The 21,687-nt window shown below is 64.1% G+C and carries 7 protein-coding genes and 1 pseudogene; 7 read left to right on the forward strand and 1 reads right to left on the reverse strand.

Annotation, left to right across the window (positions count from 1 at the left end; all coding sequences use genetic code 11):
• The first annotated feature begins 72 nt into the window (after nucleotides 1-72).
• From L63ED372_RS10775 to L63ED372_RS10790, 5 genes and pseudogenes are all read left to right on the forward strand, one after another.
• Complete coding sequence (locus L63ED372_RS10775; protein ID WP_082431682.1) at nucleotides 73-666, forward strand: zeta toxin family protein; 594 nt, start codon at nucleotides 73-75, stop codon at nucleotides 664-666.
• Nucleotides 636-824 (forward strand): hypothetical protein, encoded by a 189-nt coding sequence (locus L63ED372_RS16425; RefSeq protein ID WP_156343618.1) that lies wholly within the window; start codon nucleotides 636-638, stop codon nucleotides 822-824. The genes L63ED372_RS10775 and L63ED372_RS16425 overlap by 31 nt, the downstream gene beginning before the upstream one ends.
• A 314-nt stretch (nucleotides 825-1,138) precedes the next feature.
• Nucleotides 1,139-1,318: pseudogene (locus L63ED372_RS16700) on the forward strand (DUF4160 domain-containing protein); the annotation flags it as partial.
• On the forward strand, nucleotides 1,311-1,565 hold the full coding sequence (locus tag L63ED372_RS10785; protein ID WP_062405959.1) for a DUF2442 domain-containing protein: 255 nt from the start codon (nucleotides 1,311-1,313) through the stop codon (nucleotides 1,563-1,565). The pseudogene L63ED372_RS16700 and the gene L63ED372_RS10785, both read left to right, overlap by 8 nt.
• 184 nt (nucleotides 1,566-1,749) lie before the next feature.
• Nucleotides 1,750-2,376, forward strand: a complete 627-nt coding sequence (locus L63ED372_RS10790; RefSeq protein WP_062405960.1) for a pyridoxamine 5'-phosphate oxidase family protein — start codon at nucleotides 1,750-1,752, stop codon at nucleotides 2,374-2,376.
• 58 nt (nucleotides 2,377-2,434) lie between these two features.
• Here L63ED372_RS10790 and L63ED372_RS10795 read toward each other — a convergent pair whose 3' ends face one another.
• Nucleotides 2,435-4,402 (reverse strand): hypothetical protein, encoded by a 1,968-nt coding sequence (locus L63ED372_RS10795; RefSeq protein ID WP_062405961.1) that lies wholly within the window; start codon nucleotides 4,400-4,402, stop codon nucleotides 2,435-2,437.
• 501 nt (nucleotides 4,403-4,903) lie between these two features.
• On the opposite strand from L63ED372_RS10795, the gene L63ED372_RS10805 reads away from it, so the two are divergent.
• Nucleotides 4,904-5,911, forward strand: coding sequence for an OmpA family protein (locus L63ED372_RS10805; RefSeq protein ID WP_062405963.1), 1,008 nt, complete (start codon nucleotides 4,904-4,906; stop codon nucleotides 5,909-5,911).
• Between the two features lie 346 nt (nucleotides 5,912-6,257).
• Nucleotides 6,258-21,683, forward strand: coding sequence for an Ig-like domain-containing protein (locus tag L63ED372_RS10810; RefSeq protein WP_062405964.1), 15,426 nt, complete (start codon nucleotides 6,258-6,260; stop codon nucleotides 21,681-21,683).
• The last annotated feature ends 4 nt before the right edge of the window (nucleotides 21,684-21,687 follow it).

The following is a 21,687-nucleotide window of genomic DNA, read 5'->3' on the forward strand; positions in this document are numbered from 1 at the left end:
AGCACTCAGGCAACACCGCGACGCCGTCTGCCAAGGCGCAGCACGCTACCGCGTGACCAACTCGCGCCTCTCATGAACGCGAACGCTCCACCCAAAAAACCAACCGTGGTGGTCATTGCAGGTCCAAATGGTGCAGGCAAGTCGACCTCTGCGCCGTTTTTGCTCAAGGGCGCTTTGGGTGTGTTGGAATTCGTGAACGCCGACCAGATCGCTGTAGGCCTCTCGGCCTATGCGCCTGAGACGGTGTCGTTCGAGGCAGGGCGAATCATGCTGAGGCGCTTGCATGGATTGGCAATGTCGGGAAGCAGCTTCGCGTTCGAGAGCACGCTGTCAAGTCGCACCTTCGCGAAGTTCCTGCGCGACTGCAAGGCCACCGGCTATCAGGTGGTCTTGTTTTACGTCACGCTACCCACCTCCAATCTGGCGGTCCAACGGGTGGCACTCCGAGTGAAGCAAGGCGGGCACAACATTCCGACAGACGATATTCACCGCCGTTTCCAACGCAGCTTGAACAACCTGTTCGAGTTGTATTTGCCGCTTTCTGATCGCTGGTCCGTGCTGGATAATGCTGGAGGTCGCATCGAAACCATCGCTTCCGGTACTCCCCGTCGCACATCTGTGAAAGATCCTGAAAAATGGCTTCTGCTTCAGTCCATCGCAAGCTAAGCACCAACAAACCCACCAAGGCCCTGAGCGAACAAGCACGCATTGATCTCGCGCTCAAGCAGGCCGCTGCGCACGCCCGCAAACAACTGGCTGCTCAGGGCCTGAAGTTACCGACCCAGAGCTGGAAAACTGGGAAGATCAGCAACCCAGTGGTTTGAAACCATTGGCGGCTGCCGCAACGCCATCTTGGGGCGCGAGTCCACGCCTGAGGAGCTGGCGTTTTTGAAGGAGCCGAGGTCAGGGTTTTAAGATCGTCATGGTTTTGACATCGGCCTGAATACCCTTGGCCGCAGAACCTCGCTGAACTTGCCCGATGCATCCCGCCATTGCCCAACACCCCGAGTCGATTGATGCGGCGTGCCTCCCGCGCTTAGGAGTGTGATCCATGCCAACGATTGCCATCTTCTTCGGAATCATCGTGCGCATGTGGCACGACGATCACCCGCCACCGCATATCCATGTGGAGTAGAAAGGGTTTGAGGCTTTGGTCGCGATTGAAACCGGCTTGGTCTCGCAAGGCGAGCTTCCACGAAAAGTAGCCAGCATTGTGAAAGACTGGTGCCTGCTTCACCAAACGGAACTGCTCAATAATTGGGAAAAGGCCCAACACTTCGAACCTCTAGACCGCATACAAGGAGCCGATCGTGATTAAGTTGCTTGATGTAAAGACCATTGCAGCCCATCAATTGGAAATGACCTTCAGCGACCATACGCAGGGCGTTTTTGATGGAGCCCGGTACTTGGCCGACCGCAAAGGCCCATTGTTGGAAGCCTTGCGTGACCCGGCTTATTTCTCAAGGTGTTTTGTCGATGCCGGTGCACTCTGCTGGCCCAACGGGCTGGAACTTTCAGCTGCTCGACTGTATGAGCTGTCTCTTGCCGTCAAAGCTGCTGCTTGATAAAAAACACCTGGCTTGCTTGACGAGTTTCCAAAAACCACGGGGCCAGCATCTGAGGTGCTGGCCCCATTTGATTGGACAAGTCAGAGCCCCCATAAGAACACCGTAAACACCGGGATCATGGTTGACCGATTCACCTGGTGGCCAGTCACCCCGGACCGGACTGATGTAAGGCACAACCGCCATGACCAACCACCAAATCACCACCCTCCCCGCCCTGCGCCAACTCTATGGCGCTGCCCGTGAGCGTGCGCTCAAAAAAGAAATCCCTTCGCTCGATGCGCATGCGGTGCGCTTTATTGCTTTGTCGCCGTTTGTGGTGTTGGCCAGCAGCGATGCAGGTGGGCAAATGGACGCGTCGCCGCGTGGGGGGGATGCGGGCTTTGTCAAGGTGTTGGATGCGCAGACGCTGCTTGTACCCGATGCACCGGGCAACAACCGGCTGGACACGCTCGAGAACATCGTTGCCACGGGCCGCTTGGGCACTTTGTTCATGGTGCCGGGTTTTGACGAGACCTTGCGTGTGAATGGCCGCGCTGTGTTGTCCACCGACCCGGCTGACTTGGCGCTGTGTGCCGATGCGCGGCGCACGCCAGCACTGGTGGTTCGCTTGACGGTGGAGTCGGTGTATTTGCATTGCGCCAAGGCCTTCATGCGTTCCGGCTTGTGGGACGCCTCGCGCCACACCGACCGGGCGCAGCTGCCCAGCATGGCCGAGATGCTGCGCGACCAGATTCGTGCGTTCAAAGGCGAAGAGATCGAGGCCGAAACCCAGGCCCAAAGGCTGGAGCGCTACCAGCAGTCGCTGTAAAGCCTATTGGTTCAAGCGACCCCAAGAACGCCGCATCCATCAGATGCGGCTTCGCCCATCAGCTGGACATCAGGTTCTGCAGCATATGCTGATCGATCAGCAGCTGGGCCGATGCATCGGTGCTGCCCGCGAACACCGCATAGGTGTGGCCGTCTTGATTGACCACGGCGCCGGTGTCGGTCCACTCGTCTTTACTGAGCATCAACTTGTCGTTGACCGTGCCCGACAACACCAGTTGGTGCACGCCGTTCTGGGCGGGCAAGCTCAGCACATCGGCCATGGTCAGGTGCAACACAGGCGCTGGGTTGTCCAAAGCGCCCAAGGCAGCCGCAGCACCCTCGGCTTGGACTTGGCTCAACAAGGCCGTCAAATCCAGGCTGTCGCCCTGTCGCATGGCGTAGACCTTGGCCATGGACGAATTCACGCTGGTCGCAATGGCGGCGGCCAAGACCTCGGGTGTCACCTCCACCGCCGCATCGTCCAAGCTGGCGGGCGGGTTGACCCGCGCATTCAACGGCGCTGCCGGGGCCAGCTCGTCCGTGGGGTTGTCTTGCACCGACGACACATCAGCCAGCGCCACTTGGGAACCCCAAGCTGCATTGGCTTCCGGGATGGTCAGGCCGTCGTCGGTGGTGTTAAAAAAAATGGTCTCCGTCGCTTCCGACTGGTCCCAAGAACGAATGGTCAAAGCATTCCCGCTGCGCACCATCAAGTTGGCGCTGGGCTTGAAAAACACACGGTTATCGCCGTCAGAGCGCATGAACAAGCTGTTGCTCTCGCTCAAAGGCCGGGTCACTTCGGTCCAGGAGCTGCCGCCGTTGGTGCTGTAGTACAACGTGCCTTGGGTGTTGTCCACGCCCGTGATCGCAATGCCTTTGTCGCGCTGGCCATCGCTGCCACCCACCAAGCTGCTGACCGGGCTGCCCACCTCGCCCTCGGGCACCCAGCCGTCGCTGGCCTGGCCCACCGCGGACTGCTCTGGGGCAATCGGCATCGGGGGCTTGCTGGAGCGGGCCAACAAGGTCAGTGCGTCTGCACCAAAAGCCGTGCTCAAACCATGCACACTCACATCGATGGTGCTACCGGTAGCGGCCGAATCATAGTCGGCCGAGCCATTCAGGCCCGAGTCGTCGATCAAACGCACCATCAGGCGCTGGGGCTGCAGGCGCTCGGCGTCCTCGGCACCCACATAGCGAAGCAGCGCCGACTTGTCGGCATAAACCGCCGTGGCGTCGCTCAAATCACCGCCCACCGACATCCAGCTCGCGCCGCCATCTTTGGACAATTCGTAATGGCCCGTGGTGGCGATGTCCCCGTTCGCGCCCCCCGTGCCCGCAAACACAATGGCCACGCCCTTGAAGCTGGCGCTTGTTGCGCCCGGCTCTGGCGTCTCGGCCTTGTCGCCCGACTCGGCCACCGGGGCGGGCGATCCAAACAAGGCCTCGATGCTGAACACCTGGCTCTTCAACTGGGCATCCACGGTCACCGCGGCATCGTTCACTTGCATGACCTCGTCCACAAAAACCGTGGCGCCGTACAACGAGAAAGCTTTGTAGGCATGGCCAGCCAAGAACTGGTGCTCATGGCCATAGGTTGCGCTCAGCGTTTCGGCGCTTTGCACCTCCGCTACAGCCCAGCTTTTGAGGTTGACTAACTGCATGGCATCGCCGGGGTTGCCACTGACCACCAGCATTCGCGCACTGTCCACGCCCTTGGCAGCGGCATCAAAAGCGTCAGACAAAATAGCCACTGCGGCCCAGTTCAGCTTGATCGTGTTGTTGATGGTCCCTGTCAAATCGATGCTGCTGAAGTTTTTGACCCGCGAAAGCACAGCGCTTCGGGTCAGATCGAGTGTGTTGACCCCCGGGGTCTCGCTGTGACTCATCTGCAAAAAGTTGAGCCCGCTGGGGACACCCAAATGCTTCAACTCCGCGCTGAAATAGGTGAAATCCAGAGCCGACTTGGCCACCTGGGCCTGTGCGACTTGCCCTGCCCGTGGAATTTCACGACTTACTTTGTTTTCCATAGAAGTCTTAATGTTTTATAGAGTATTTTGGTAAACATTTTATCAGTCGCTACCAGAAAGGCAAAACACTGGACCCCGGGTCAAGCCCGGGGTGACAGTGACCAGTCATCCCGGACTGTGGCTTCGTCATCCCGGACTGTGGCTTCGTCATCCCGGACTGTGGCTTCGTCATCCCGGACTGTGGCTTCGTCATCCCGGACTGTGGCTTCGTCATCCCGGACTGTGGCTTCGTCATCCCGGACTCCGATCCGGGATCCAGTCCCCCCTTGACTCTCAATTCCATCAAGAACCGTTCAAATCATTATTTTTGAATCCTAAAACTGACAATTTAAAATAATTTGCTAGATCTTGGAAGTACTACCCCAATTGGGGGTTTGCCAGTCCAAGTCGTCTCAGTATCTTTGAGTCAAATCGATCAAAGCATCAAAACTCACAACATTTCAACAAATACCCTTTGTGAATGCTTGTGTGTTTTTTGTGATTTCTCAAGGGACTTGAACCATGAAACTGGCAAATACAAAAATTCATCAGGGCATTTCCCTGCGTCAACGCTTGCACCGCTTTGCACAGGTGGCCATTTGGGTGGTGTCGGGCGCAGCCACGGCTGCCCTGGCTCAAGGCAGCGGCACACAACAGTATTTAGAGACTCAGCAAGCCGGCGTGAACGCCCGCATTGAAGTGCTGGGCAAAGCCTTCACTTCGCCCTACCCGATTGGCGCAGACCAAAGCCGCATCATGCTCTACCGAACCGAGCCCAGCCGCCTGAGCGGGGCCACCAGCGTGTTTGTCGATGGGCGTTACCACACCTCCTTGGTGCCCGGCGCTTGGAGTGCGCTGTGCTACCGCAGCGGCACTTCCGAGCTCGGTGCCCGTCAGATGCAAGTGGGCAGCCGCCCCAAGGACTTGGCCGACAGCATCACGGCGGTGCAGTTGCAAGGTGGCCAAACCCACTACTTGCGCGTGCAAGAAGAGCAAGGCCGCCCGGTCTTGCAGCCGGTGCCCGCTGCTCAGGCGCACCAAGAGATGGTCCAGTTCAAAGAGCAGGTGCACACCGTCTCGCGCGTGGCGCAGGCTTGCCGCGAAGGCGTAGCCCCTGCCGCTGTTGCCCAGCCGGGCAACGCAGCGCACCGCATCACCTTGCCTGCTGACACCCTGTTTGCCTTCAACCGCTCCGACGCCGCAGGCATGACCGGTCCGGGTCTGGCGGCCATGGACAACCTGCTGGCCATGCTCAAGGCCGACTTCAGCCGGGTCGAGGGCATGCACGTGGTGGGCCACGCCGACCCTCTGGGCAACGCGCAAGACAACGAGCGCTTGGCCCTGCAACGCGCCCGCACGGTGGCCAACTATTTGCAAACTCGCAGCTCCAGCATGGCCATCACGACCGAGGGGCGCGGCGATCGTGACCCGGTCATCTCGACCTGTAGCCGCCAGATCACTGCCCGCAGCATCGCCTGCAACCAGCCCAACCGCCGTGTGGTGGTCGAGGTGATGGGCACCCGCCGCTGATGCGCCGCGCCACAGCTGTGCACCACACCCCAGGCCCCAGCTCTGTCACCCCGGACTTGATCCGGGGTCCAGATGCTCTGCGCTGCAACCTCTGGATCCTCGGGTCAAGCCCAAGGATGACATGCAGTGCGGTCACCACTGGCCCCTGCAGTGTCACCCCGGCACCCGGCTCTGTCACCGCGGCACCCGGCTCTGTCACCCCGGCACCCGGCTCTGTCACCCCGGCACCCGGCTCTGTCACCCCGGACTTGATCCGGGGTCCAGATGCCCCCGGTCAGCTCCCCCGTTGAGCCCCCTCATTCCACGTTCACACCCGATTCCCGATATCTCCTCTAGGTAGATCACCATGGCCAAGCAATACAAAGTCCTCGTCAACACCGGCAAAGCAGACAACAGCCAAACCCTCACCATCGAACAAGGCGCGGGCGAACGCGGGCAGCCGGTGCGCATCAAGGCGCAAGTGGGCGCCAAGTACCAATTGCAAGAGATGCTGCGCAACCAGCAAGTGGCGCCCGACTACATCAAGGTCAAGCGCGTGGGCAAACACCTGCACATCTTGTTTGAAAACGAGACCCAGCCCAGCCTGATCATCGAGGACTACTACGACGTCATGCCCCAGGGCTACAACGGCGTGATCGGCCAGGCAGAAAACGGCCGCTTCTACGAGTACATCCCCGAAGACCCCAAGAGCGCAGGCCTCGTGCCTTTGCTGGGCGATGGTGCACAGGCGGCCAGCGTGGCGCTGGGCGGCGCCGAAGTCTCGGGCGCGGGGGCCGCATTGGGCGTGGTGGGCGTAGCGGCCTTCAGCCCCTTGGTGGGCTTGTTGGGTCTGGGGGCCGTTGGTGCAGCGGCCTATTTGGCCAACCGTGACAAGGACAACACTGAGGCAACCAGTCCAGGCTTGAAGACCGCGCTGAGCATTGACCCAATTGCGGGCGACAACGTCATCACCCCCACCGAAGGCGGCATCACCACCACCGCCGTCACGGGCAAAGTGACGGGCCAGTTTGCTGCGGGCGATACCGTCACCCTGCTTGTCAACGGCAAGAGCTTCACAGGCACCGTGGCCGCCAACGGCAGCTACAGCATCAACGTGCCCACCGCCGACCTCAAGGCCGACACCGACACCCAAATCGAAGGCAGCGTGAGCGGCACCGGCGGCGACCGGGCCACAGCCGCCCAGGACTACGTGGTCGAGACCAGCGCCACGGCCACCCAAACAGCCCTCGCCATCGACCCCGTCACCGCCGACAACCTGATCAGCGCCACAGAAAGCGAGTTGAGCCAGATCCCGGTCACCGGCAAAGTCAGCGGCAAATTCAGCGCCGGTGACGTCGTCACCTTGGTCGTCAACGGCAAGAACTTCACGGGCGCCGTGGCCGCCAACGGCAACTACAGCATCAACGTGCCTGCTGCAGATCTGACAGCTGACGAAAACAGCATCCTTGAAGGCCGCGTGACAGGTAGCGGCGGCACTGCAGCCAACGCCATGCAAAGCTACGCGCGGGAAAACGAGCCCAGCGCTGGCCGCAACCTTGACACAGACTCCGAAGCCGACAACGGCAACGGCACCCCCACCATCACCGTCACCAGCAACCAAAACCAGCTGCTCGTCGGAGAAAAAGCCACCCTCACCTTCTCCCTGAGCGAGGCCAGCGGCGACTTCACTGCAGCCGACGTCACCGTCATCGGCGGCACGCTCAGCAACTTCCAAGGCAGCGGCAAAACCTACACCGCCACCTTCACCCCCACCGCCAGTGCCACCAGCGCCGCCATCGTGGTCGGCTCAGACCGGTTCTCGAACGCATCGGGCAAGTTCAACGCCGACGGCGCGGACACCAACAACAATGTGTCCCTGAAGGTCAACTGCCCGCCCGACACCACCCGCAGCACCGATGCCGACGCCACCGAAGCCGACACCACCCGCCCCACCATCACCGTCAGCAGCAACAAAACCCAGCTGAGCGACAACGACACCGCCACCCTCACCTTCACACTGAGCGAGGCCAGCACCAACTTCACTGCAGCTGACATCACCGTCATCGGCGGCACCCTCAGCAACTTCCAGGGCAGCGCAGCCGCCTACACCGCCACCTTCACGCCCTCGGCCAACGCCAAGAGCGCCGCCGTGCTCGTGGCCAGCGACCGCTTCAGCGACGCAGCAGGCAACACCAACGCTGACGGCTCAGACACCAACAACACCGTCAGCCTGAGCATGGGCTGCGGCACCCTGGCCTCCAACTGCGGCTGTGACAACACCGACGATCGCAGCACCACAGCCGACACCACCCGCCCCACCATCGCCATCAGCAGCAGCAAAACCCAGCTGAGCGGCACCAGCAACGACACCGCCACCATCTCCTTTACCCTGAGCGAGGCCAGCGCCGACTTCACTGCAGCTGACGTCACCGTCATCGGCGGCACCCTCAGCAACTTCCAAGGCAGCGGCAAAACCTACACCGCCACCTTCACGCCCTCGGCCAACGCCAAGAACGCCGCTGTCTACGTCGACAGCAACCGCTTCAGCGACGCCGCAGGCAACACCAACAACGACGGCGCAGATGACAACAACGCCGTGCACCTGAGCCTGGCCTGCGGCTGCGCCACACCCCCCACGCCTGTCCCCACCGTCATCTCTGCCGCACTGGGCAACGCCAGCGACAGCGGCACTGTGGGCGACAACAAGACCAACGACGCCACGCCCACCCTCAGCGGCACCGCACCCGCAGGCTCCTCTGTTCAGGTGCAGATCAAGAACGCTGCCGGCACCGTGGTCGCCACCATCGCGGGCACCGTGCAGTCCGATGGCACGTTTGCGATCACCGTGCCCAGCAACTTGGCTGATGGCACCTACACACCCGTCATCACCGTCACGCCCACCACAGGCAGCCCCAGCACCGTCAACGGCACCCCCTTCACCGTTGACACCAAAATCAACGTCAACCTGACCGATGCTGGCACCGCTGGCACCCGTGAGCCGATCATTGGCACCGGTGAGCCCGGCGCAGTGGTCGTGGCCAAAGACGTCAATGGCGCCACCATTGGCTCGGCCACCGTGGACGCGAACGGCCAGTGGCGCATCACGCCCACCGCCAACGTGCCCGCAGGTAACGTGAGCGTGCTGGCGACCGACGCCGCTGGCAACGTGGCAGGCGACAGCGACCCCAACACCGCTGGCGAGCGCAATGCCACCGTCATCGCTGCAGCGCTGGACGATGCCAGCGACAGCGGCACTGTGGGTGACAACAAGACCAACGACGCCACCCCCACCATCAGCGGCACCGCACCCGCAGGCTCAACTGTTCAGGTGCAGATCAAGAACGCCGCAGGCACCGTGGTCGCCACCCTCACCCCCACCGTGCAGCCTGACGGCACGTTTGTGATCACCACGCCCAGCAACTTGGCTGACGGCACCTACACACCCGTCATCACCGTCACGCCCACCACAGGCAGCCCCAGCACCACGAACGGCACCCCCTTCACCGTCGACACCCAAACCAACGTCAACCTGACCAACCCCGGCACCGCGGGCACCCGTGAGCCGATCACCGGCACCGGCGAGATCGGCGCAGTGGTCGTGGCCAAAGACGTCAATGGCGCCACCATTGGCTCGGCCACCGTGGACGCGAACGGCCAGTGGCGCATCACGCCCACCGCCAACGTGCCCGCAGGTAACGTGAGCGTGCTGGCTACTGACGCCGCTGGCAACACAGCCGGCGACAGTGATCCCAACACCGCCACCAACACGGCTCCCGTGGGCACCAACGGCAACGACAGCTTGCCAGGGACCAACAACAACGACACCATCGACGGTGGTCTGGGCAACGACACCTTGGACGGTGGCGCGGGCAACGACTCGCTCATCGGCGGTGACGGCAACGATTCGCTCTTGGGCGGCGACGGTGCTGACACCCTGGACGGCGGCAACGGCAACGACACGCTCGACGGCGGTGCAGGCAATGACAGCTTGAACGGCGGCGCAGGCGACGACTCGCTGCGCGGCGGCGAGGGCAACGACACGCTCGACGGTGGTCTGGGCAACGACACCCTGGACGGTGGCGCAGGCAACGACTCGCTCATCGGCGGTGACGGCAACGATTCGCTCTTGGGCGGTGACGGTGCTGACACCCTGGACGGCGGCAACGGCAACGACACCTTGGACGGCGGGGCAGGCCCTGACAGCTTGCTTGGCGGCGCAGGCGACGACTCACTGCGTGGCGGCGAAGGCAACGACACGCTGGACGGCGGTCTGGGCAACGACACCTTGAACGGTGGCGCAGGCAACGACGTCTTGAACGGCGGCGACGGCAACGACTCCATCATCGCCCTGGACGGCGGCAACGACACCGTCAACGGCGGTGCAGGCACCGACCAACTCGACATCTCGCGTCTGGACCAGGCCGTGCTCACCCCCGGCTCCACACCAGGCTCGGGCACCGTCACCTACAAAGACGACGCGGGTGTGACCAACACCCTGAACTACAGCAACATCGAACAAATCGTGGACAACGGCCGCGCCGTGGTGGACATCACCGCCATGAGCCAGGACAGTGCCACCGCGGGTGACTTCATCACCACCGACACCACGCTCACCTACAGCGGCACCGTCACGCCCAAAGCGGGCACGGTCATCACCCCAGAAGCTCAGGTCAAGCTCGACTTGTTCAGCAGCACCGGCGCCCTGATCACCAGCGCCCTGGTGCCCATCACCACCGCCAACGGAGCCAGCACCTGGTCCTGGCCCTACGAGACCACGCAAGCCGTGGGCAACTACACCCTCAAAGCCAGCGTGGTGGACCAAGCCGGTGTGCGCTTCACCACCGACCCCGTGGCCGTGGGCGATGACCCCGGCACCGATGAGCAGGCCATTCAAATCATCAGTGCCGACACCAGCGGCAACGACAGCTTGCCAGGCACGAGCGGTGCCGATACGTTGGACGGCGGCGCAGGCAACGACACCTTGGACGGTGGCGCAGGCAACGACAGCTTGAACGGCGGCGCAGGCGACGACTCGCTGCGCGGCGGCGAGGGCAACGACACGCTCGACGGTGGTCTGGGCAACGACACCCTGGACGGTGGCGCAGGCAACGACTCGCTCATCGGCGGTGACGGCAACGATTCGCTCTTGGGCGGTGACGGTGCTGACACCCTGGACGGCGGCAACGGCAACGACACCTTGGACGGCGGGGCAGGCCCTGACAGCTTGCTTGGCGGCGCAGGCGACGACTCACTGCGTGGCGGCGAAGGCAACGACACGCTGGACGGCGGTCTGGGCAACGACACCTTGAACGGTGGCGCAGGCAACGACGTCTTGAACGGCGGCGACGGCAACGACTCCATCATCGCCCTGGACGGCGGCAACGACACCGTCAACGGCGGTGCAGGCACCGACCAACTCGACATCTCGCGTCTGGACCAGGCCGTGCTCACCCCCGGCTCCACACCAGGCTCGGGCACCGTCACCTACAAAGACGACGCGGGTGTGACCAACACCCTGAACTACAGCAACATCGAACAAATCGTGGACAACGGCCGCGCCGTGGTGGACATCACCGCCATGAGCCAGGACAGTGCCACCGCGGGTGACTTCATCACCACCGACACCACGCTCACCTACAGCGGCACCGTCACGCCCAAAGCGGGCACCGTCATCACGCCAGAAGCTCAGGTCAAGCTCGACTTGTTTAGCAGCACCGGCGCCCTGATCACCAGCGCCCTGGTGCCCATCACCACCGCCAACGGAGCCAGCACCTGGTCCTGGCCCTACGAGACCACGCAAGCCGTGGGCAACTACACCCTCAAAGCCAGCGTGGTCGACCAAGCCGGTGTGCGCTTCACCACCGACCCCGTGGCCGTGGGTGATGACCCGGGCACCGATGAGCAGGCCATCCAAGTGGTCGCCAACGATCCTGTGGACACCACCGCGCCCACCATCGCCATCAGCAGCAACCAAAGCAGCTTGGCCGCTGGTCAAACCGCCACCATCACCTTCACCCTGAGCGAGGCCTCCAGCGACTTTGCCTGGAACGGCAGCACCGGCGACATCAACGTCACCGGCGGCTCCCTCAGCGCCATCACACAAGACAGCACCAACCCGCTCGTCTACACCGCCACCTTCACACCCAACGCCAACAGCACCACCAACGGCGTCATCAGCGTGGCCTCAACCAAGTTCACCGACGCCGCAGGCAACCCCAACGCCGACGGCGCTGACGCCAACAACACCGTCACCCTCTCGGTCAACACCGTCACCTCCACCTTCACCGCTGCCAACGACACCAACAGCGTGACCGAAGACAGCGCCGCCATCACCGGCAACGTGATGACCAACGACAGCTTGGCCACCCGCATCACCCAAGTGGCCCCGGCTGGCGGCAGCAACAGCGCCGTCACCGCAGGCTCCACCAGCACCACCGGCACCACCTTGGTGGGTAGCTTTGGCACGCTCAAACTGGGCGCAGACGGCTCCTACAGCTACACCCTGGACAACACCAAAGCCAGCGTGCAAGCCCTCAAAGCGGGCGACAAAGTCAACGAAGTCTTCTCCTACACCGCAACAGACGGCAGCGCTCCCGCAAGCGCCAACTTGGTCATTGCCATCACCGGCACCAACGATGCACCCGTGGCCGTGGCCGACACAGCCAGCGCCACCGAAGCGGGTGGCAACGCCAACGCCGCCGCAGGCACCAACCCCAGCGGCAACGTGCTCACCAACGACACTGACGTGGACAGCGCCGACACCAAAGTGGTCAGCGCCATTCACGCAGGCAGCGCCACCGGCACCGCAGGCGACATCGCCGTGGCCGCAGGCACAGCCACCAGCCAAGTGGGCAGCTTCGGCACCCTCAGCATCAACGCCAACGGCAGCTACAGCTACGCCGTCAACCAAAGCAACACCTCCGTTCAAGCCCTGCTGCCCACCAGCACAGCGCTGACCGACACCTTCACCTACACCGTGCGCGACGCCGCTGGCGCCACCAGCCAGCAAACCCTCACCGTCAGCATCCAAGGCGCCAACGATGCGCCCACCGTGGCCACTGTCATCACCGACAAAACCGCCACCGCCGGCACGGCCATCACCAGCTTCAACGTCGCCAGCAACTTTGCCGACGTGGACACCAGCGCCAATGGCGAGACCGCCACCTACAGCGCCACCCTGGCCGACGGCTCGCCGCTGCCCAGCTGGCTCATCCTGAACCCCAGCACCGGCGCCTTCACCGGCACCCCGCCAGCGGACACCCCGGCCAGCACGCTGAGCATCAAAGCCACCCGCACCGACGCAGGCGGGCTGAGTGCCAACGACACCTTTGACCTGGTCATCGCCGCCACACCGCAGCCCTCCAGCACCACCGCCTTGTCCATCAACCCGATTGCCACAGACAACTTGCTCAGCACCAGCGAGGGCAACACCACCAACACCACCGTCACCGGCCAAGTCTCTGGCGTGTTCGCCGAGGGTGACACCGTCACCCTGAGCGTCAACGGCAAATCCTTCACCACCACCGTAGACGCCGATGGCCTCTTCAGCGTGGCCGTGCCCAACGCCGACCTCAAAGCCGACCCCGACACCAAGATCGAAGCGACCATGGTGGCCACCGGCGCCACCGGCACCCCCACCGCCAGCCAAGACTACGCCCTGCAAAGCGGCTCCAACCCCGGCGTGGCCCTCACGCTGGACGCCATCACCGCCGACAACATCTTGAACATCGCCGAATCCGAGGCCCCAGCGCTGGGCCTGAGCGGCACAGCCAGCGGCAACTTCACCGCCGGCGATGTGGTCACCCTCAGCGTCAACGGCAAGTCCTTCACGGGCTCAGTGGACAGCTTTGGCAACTACAGCATCAATGTGCCCGGCGCCGACTTGCTGGCTGACCCCGACAGCAAAGTGGAGGCCTCCATTGCCGCCACCAGCAGCCTGGGCAACGCCACGGCGCACGCCATGCAGGACTACGCCAGCGACACCAGCGTCTCCGATGGCCCCAAGTTCCTCAACGCCGGCCGCCTGGACGCCCCCACCACGCCCGATGCGGCCTTCGTGGTCACCGACAACGCAGGCCCGGTCACCGGCTCCATTGCCAACAACAGCACCACCGACGACACCTTGCCCACCATCAGCGGCCAAGGCGGCAACCCCGGCGACGTGGTCTCGGTGTTTGACACCTACGTGCTCAACGGCCAAACCATCACCCAAGAGATCGGCACCGCCACCGTGGCCGAAGACGGCACCTGGAGCGTGGTGCCCACCCAGCCCTTGCTCACCGGTGACCACCTGCTCAACGTGGGCTTCACCGATGACTCAGGCAACTCCAGCGTCGGTGATGGCACCTCCAACTTCACCGTGGCAGGCGAGGCGGCCCCGGCTGTCGCCATCGAGCGCACCAGCGCAGCCGCCAGCACCGGCGCTGATCTCACCACCAACGAGACCCTCTTGTTCACCCTGAACAAGGCCAGCACCAACTTTGCGCTGTCCGACATCGACGTCACCGGCGGCACCCTGTCCAACTTCGCCCCCGTGCCCACCAGCGGCACGGCCGGCACCGGCTACACCCAGTACACCGCCACCTTCACCCCCACCGCAGGCAGCACTGGCACCGCCACCGTGGGCGTGCAAGCCACGCGCTTCACCGACACCCTGGGCAACAACAACGTTGACACCTCCGACAGCAGCTCGGCCAACTACGAAGCCAACAACCAAGTCAGCATCGCCTATGACACCACCGCCCCGGTGCAAGACAGCACCGCCCCGAGCGTCATCGTCTCGCGTGCAGGCGCTTCTGCCTTGGCAACGGGCAATACCGACACCATCAGCTTTATCCTGAGCGAGCCCAGCACCACCTTTGCCCTGGCCGACATCGACGTCACAGGCGGCACCCTGAGCAACTTTGCCCCCATCGGGGCCAGCGGCAACGCCACCAGTGGCTATGCCCAGTACAGCGCCACCTTCACCCCGACTGCCAACGCACAAGGCACCGCCACCGTGGGCGTGGCCTCGGCCAAGTTCACCGATGCGGCGGCCAACGCCAACGCCGACACCTATGTGGTGGGCAGCACCGGCTACGAGGCCAACAACTTGGTCAGCTTGGCCTACAACACCACAGCGGCCGACACCACAGCCCCCACGGTGGCCGTGACCCGCACCGGCTTTGGCGCGGTCACAGCGCCTGAGACCATTTACTTCACCCTGAGCGAGGCCTCCACCACCTTCACCGCCAGCGACATCGACGTCACCGGCGGCACCCTGGGCGCCCTCTCGCCCGTGGCCACCAGTGGCAACAGCACCAGCGGCTATACCCAGTACACCGCCACCTTCACGCCTGCAGCAAACAGCACGGGCACCGCCAGCGTGGGCGTGCTCGCGGGCAAGTTCAGCGATGCGGCAGGCAACACCAACACCGACACTTACCAAAGCGGCGCCCGCTTTGAAGACAACAACCGCATCACCTTCGACTACGGCACCAAAGAAGGTGCCGTGGACATCCAGGCCCCCAGCATCGCCATCAGCGCCGACAAACTGACCTTGGCCCAAGGCCAAACGGCCACCGTGGTCTTCACCCTGTCGGAGGCCAGCACCACCTTTGACGCCAGCGACGTGGTGGTCACCGGCGGCACGCTCAGCGGCTTCACAGGCAGTGGCACGTCCTACAGCGCCACCTTCACGCCCACGGCCAACGCCCAAGGCAGCGCCACCATCGGCGTGGCCTCGGCCAAGTTCCAGGACGCCGCAGGCAACACCAACGCCGACACCTATCTGGCCGGCGTGGCGGGCACCTCGCAAGAGGTGAACAACCAAGTCAGCCTGAGCTACAACACCCAACCATCGCTCACCGACACCACCGCACCCACCATCGCGATCACCAGCAACAAAGCCAGCTTGGCTGCTGGCCAGACGGCCACGCTCACCTTCACCCTGAGCGAGGCCAGCGCCGACTTTGCGGCCACCGACCTCACCGTCAGCGGCGGCACCTTGAGTGGCTTTGCGCAGGACAGCACCAACCCGCTGGTCTACACCGCCACCTTCACCCCCAACGCCAACAGCACGGCCAACAGCGTCATCAGCGTGGCATCTGCCAAGTTCACCGACGCCGCAGGCAACGCCAACGCCGACGGCGCTGACGCCAACAACACAGTCACGATGCTGACCAACACCTTGCCGGTGGACACCACAGCCCCCACCGTCATCGTCAGCCGCACCAACGCGGGCACCACCTTGGCCTCGGGTGCCACCGAGACCATCACCTTCACCCTGTCTGAAGCCTCCAGCGACTTTGCCGCCAGCGACATCACCGTCACCGGCGGCACGCTCAGCAACTTCACCGCCTTGCCCGACAGCGGCAGCGCAGGCACCGGGTTCGCACAGTACACCGCCACCTTCACCCCCACGGCCAGCAGCTCGGGCACGGCCACCGTGGGCGTGACCTCAGGCAAGTTCTCAGACAACGCGGGCAACCTCAACACCGACACCTACCTGGCGGGCAACCCCAGCAGCGCCACCACCCAAGCGGACAACCAAGTCAGCCTGGCCTACAACACCGTGCCGCCCGACACCACCGCCCCCACCGTGGCGCTCAGCCGCACCGGCTCGGGCACGCTGACCGAAGGCGGCTCAGACACCATCACCTTCGTGCTCTCTGAGGCCTCCACCACCTTCAGCGCAGCCGATGTGGACGTCTCCGGCGGCACCCTCTCCAACTTCGCCCCCGTCACCACCAGCGGCAACGCCTCCAGCGGCTACACCGACTACACCGCCACCTTCACCCCCAACGCCAACGCGCTGGGCACGGCGGCCATCGGCGTGGCCTCGGGCAAGTTCACCGACGCGGCGGGCAACGCCAACCTGGACACCTACCTCACCGGCGTGGCGGGCACCAGCTTGCAGGCCAACAACCTCATCAACATCACCTACAACACCCAGCTGCCCGACACCACAGCCCCCACGGTGGTGGTCAGCCGCAGCGGCGCGGGCATGGTCAACGCCAGCGAGACGGTCTACTTCACGCTGTCTGAGGCCAGCACCACCTTCGCCCAAGCCGACATCGACGTCACCGGTGGCGCCCTGAGCGGCTTTGCCCCCGTGGCCTCCAGCGGCAACGCCACCGACGGCTTCACCCAATACAGCGCCACCTTCACGCCCACTGCCAACGCGCAAGGCACCGCCACCGTGGGCGTGGCCTCGGCCAAGTTCACCGACGCAGCCGGCAACACCAACACCGACACCTACGTGGCCGGCAACGTCGGCGGCACCACCACCGAGACCAACAACCAAGTCTCGCTCGGCTACAACACCTTGGTGCCCGACACCACCGCGCCCACCATCGCCATCACCCGCGCGGGCAGCGGCGTGGTCACCGGCCCCGAGACCATCACCTTCACCCTGAGCGAGGCCAGCAACAACTTCGTGCTGGCCGACATCGACGCCACCGGCGGCGCCCTGAGCGCACTCGCGCCCGTGGCCACCAGCGGCAACAGCACCAGCGGATACACCCAGTACACCGCCACCTTCACCCCCACTGCAGGCACCCTGGGCACCGCCACCGTGGGCGTGCTCTCGGGCAAGTTCACCGACGCGGCCAGCAACGCCAACACCGACACCTACCAAGCCGGCGTCACAGGCGCCACCCAAGAAGGCAACAACCTGGTCAGCTTCGCCTTCAACACCGACGTGACCGCCCCCACCGTGGCCATTGCCCGCACCAACAGCGGCACCGTCACCACCAGCGAGACGATCAACTTCACCCTGAGCGAAGCGTCCAGCGACTTCACGCTGGCCGACATCGCCGTCACCGGCGGCACCCTGAGCAACTTGAGCGGCATCAATGGCAGCAGCACCAACTACAGCGCCACCTTCACCCCCACCGCAGGCACCAGCGGCACCGCCACCCTTGGCGTGCTGGCCGGCAAGTTCACCGACGCGGCGGGCAACCTGAACAAACACACCTTTGACAGCGCCGACACCTTCGCTGGCAAAGTGGTCGAGGCCAACAACCAAGTGAGCCTGGCCTTCAACACCGACAGCACCGCCCCCACCATCGCCGTGGCCCGCTCCGGCTCGGGCACGCTCTCGAGCACCGAGACCATCACCTTCACCCTGTCTGAGGCCTCTACCAACTTTGAAGAAGCCGACATCGCCGTCAGCGGCGGCACCCTGAGCGGCTTTGCGCCCGTCAGCGGCAGCGGCAACAGCACCAGCGGCTATACCCAGTACACCGCCACCTTCACCCCCACGGCCAACAGCACCGGCACCGCCACCATCGGCGTGGCCTCGGCCAAGTTTGCCGATGCGGCGGGCAACCTGAACACCGACACGTACCTGAGCGGCGTCACCGGAGCCACCCAAGAAGCCAACAACCAAGTCAGCATCGCCTACAACACCCTGGTGGCCGACACCACCGCCCCCACCGCCATCGTCAGCCGCAGCGCCTCGGGCCTGGTCAACGGCTCCGAGGTGATCAACATCACCCTGTCTGAGGCCTCCAGCGACTTCAGCGACGCAGACCTCACCGTCACCGGCGGCACGCTCAGCGGCTTTACCGGCTCGGGCACCAGCTACCAAGTCACCTTCACCCCCAACGCCAACAGCTTTGGCACCGGTACCGTGGGCGTGCGGGCCGAGCAATTCAGCGACGCCGCAGGCAACCTGAACAAAGACACCTTTGACAGCGCCGACACCGCAGCCAACCCCGTGCTCGAGACCAACAACCAAGTCAGCCTGCCCTACAACACCGACACCACAGCGCCCACCGTCACCGTGGCCCGCACCGGCTCGGGCACGGTGTCCAGCAGCGGCGAGACCATCACCTTCACCCTGTCTGAGGCCTCCAGCAACTTTGCCATCACCGACATCGACGCCACCGGCGGCAGCCTCAGCGCCTTTACCCAAGACAGCACCAACCCGCTCATCTACACCGCCTTGTTCACCCCAGACGCCAACGGCGTGGGCGTGGCCAGCGTGGGCGTGGCCAGCAGCAAGTTCACCGACGCGGCAGGCAACCAGAACCTGGACACCTACCTCACCGGCGTCTCGGGCACCACGGTGGAGACCAACAACCTGGTCACCTTCCAGTACAGCACCGACAGCACTGCGCCCACCATCGCCATCACACGCGCAGGCTCGGGCACCGTCACCAGCACCGAGACGGTGACGTTCACACTCAGCGAGGCCAGCAGCTCGTTTGATGTCAACGACATCACCGTCAGCGGCGGCGCCTTGAGCGGCTTTGCGCAAGACAGCACCAACCAGCGGGTGTACACCGCCACCTTCACGCCTGCGGCCAACGCCACCGGCAGCGCCACCATCGGCGTGCTGGCGGGCAAGTTTGCCGACGCGGCGGGCAACCTGAACAAAGACACCTTTGACAGCGCCGACACCTTCGCGGGCAAAGTGGTCGAGGCCAACAACCAGATCACCCTGGCCTACAACACCGACACCACCGCCCCCACCATCGCCATCACGCGTGCGGGCACAGGCACCGTCACCGGCACCGAGACCATCACCTTCACGCTCTCCGAGGTCAGCACCGACTTCGTGTGGAATGGCAGCGTGGGCGACATTGCCGTGACCGGCGGCACGCTCAGCGCCATCACGCAAAACCCCAGCAACCCGCTGGTCTACACCGCCACCTTCACGCCCGCCTCGGGCGCAGCGGGCACCGCCAGCATCAGCGTGGCCAGCAACAAGTTCACCGACGCTGCGGGCAACGCCAACGCCGATGGGGCGGACGCCAACAACACGCTGAGCCTGCCCTACAGCACCGCTACGCCCACCGTGGCCATCACGCGTGCGACCAGCAGCACCTTGGGCGCGGCAGGCAGCACGCAGCCCACCGAAACCGTCACCTTCACCCTGAGCGAAGCCAGCACCGACTTTGCGCAAGGCGATGTGACCCTGTCCTCGGGCGCCTTGAGCAACTGGACAGCCGTGAGCAGCACGGTCTACACCGCCACCTTCACGCCGGACGCCAACGCAAGCGGCACCGCCACCATTGGCGTGGCCGCAAGCAAGTTTGCCAACGCCGCAGGCAGCCAAAACCAGGACACCTATGTGGCCGGGCAAGGCAGCAACACGCAAGCGGACAACCAAGTGAGCGTGGCGTACGACACAGTGGCCCCCACACAAACCGTCACCTTTGGCAGCATGACCAAAGACAGCGGCACCAGCAACGCAGCCACGGCCAACAAGGACTGGACAACCAACGACAGCAGCGCAGGCCGCCTGGTCTCGGGCTTCATCAGCGCCCCGCTGGGCGCAGGCGAGAGCGTGCAAGTGTTCTCCAACGGCACGCTGGTGGGCACGGCCACGGTGGCTGCAGGCGGCACGACGTGGGCGATCACGGACCTGGCCGGTTACGGCAGCGATGCCAGCTGGACGTACACAGCCAAGGTGGTGGATGCGGCGGGCAACGCCGCGCCCACGGCCACGCGGGTGGTCAGCTACAGCGCACCAGCAGTCACCTCAGTGGGCGGTGAGACTGCAGGCAATGACGCCTTGAGTTATACAAGTGGCGACCTCAACACATTGGCCGGTGACGACGTCATCACCGCAGGCACCGGCGTGCAAGCGGCTCTGGCCGCAGGTGGTCACATCCAAGGCGGAGAGGGCGTCGACACCCTTCAACTGGCAGCAGGTACAACGCTTAACCTGGAGCAGTTGACCAACAACCAGACCGTCAAGTCCGTCGAGCAAGTCGAGGTCTTCCAGCTCCAAGGCACCAGCACCCTGACCATGTCCGCCAACGACGTGCTCTCTCTGGGCGGCAGCAACGCCACCACCATGGTCACCTACGCCTTCACTGACACCGTGCAAACGGCCGACGGCAGCGTGGCCGCCACCGGCTCCACCACCAGCACAGGCAAGGTGCAAATGGTCGTGCGCGGCCTGAACACCGACACCCTGAACCTGGACGCCCTGGCCAACGACGGCGTCACTGGCACCGGTGGCGTGTTGGGCAACACCGGCCTGGGTGGCTCTTGGGCCTACAAAGGCCAGGTCCTCATTGGCACCGACCTGTACAAGGTCTATGACCACAGCACCACCGGCGCTCAAGTGCTGGTGGACCTGCCCGTGACCGTGCAAACCCTCAGCCCCGTGACCATCACCGCCATCAGCACCGACAGCGGTGTGGCCGGTGACTTCATCACCAATGACCAGACCCTGGTCTTCAGCGGCGACGTGCCTGCCGCCATCCTGGGCACCGAACGTGTCAAGGTCGAGATCCTGGACAGCAACAACAACCTGGCCACCAGCGCCGCCTACGTCACCCCCAACGGCACCAATTGGACGCTGGACAAGACCGGCACCAGCTTGCCCGCTGGCAACTACACCATCAAAGCCACCATTGTGGACAGCACCACGCTGACTGCCGTGAGCAGCTACGGCGCCATGGGCGTGGCCACCCAGCCCATGGTGATTGACACCAGCGTGCCCACCATCGCCGTGGCCCGTGCGGGCAGCGCCACCTTGGTCGCGGGCGGCACCGAGACCATCACCTTCACCACCAGCGAAGCGGTCACCGACTTCGTGGTGGGTGATGTCACCGTCACCGGTGGCACGCTCAGCGGCTTTACCGGCTCGGGCACCAGCTACAGCGCCACTTTCACGCCCACCACCGGCAGCGGCACCGCCACCATCAGCGTGGCCAACGGCAAGTTTGGCGACACCGCAGGCAACCTGAACGCCGACGGGGCCGATGCCAACAACACCGTGAGCATTGCTTACGACACCCAAGCGCCCACACAAACCGTGACCTTTGGCAGCATGACCAAGGACAGCAGCTAAAGCA

This window comes from Limnohabitans sp. 63ED37-2 (assembly GCF_001412535.1).
In the GTDB taxonomy this organism is placed as follows: Bacteria; Pseudomonadota; Gammaproteobacteria; order Burkholderiales; family Burkholderiaceae_C; genus Limnohabitans_A.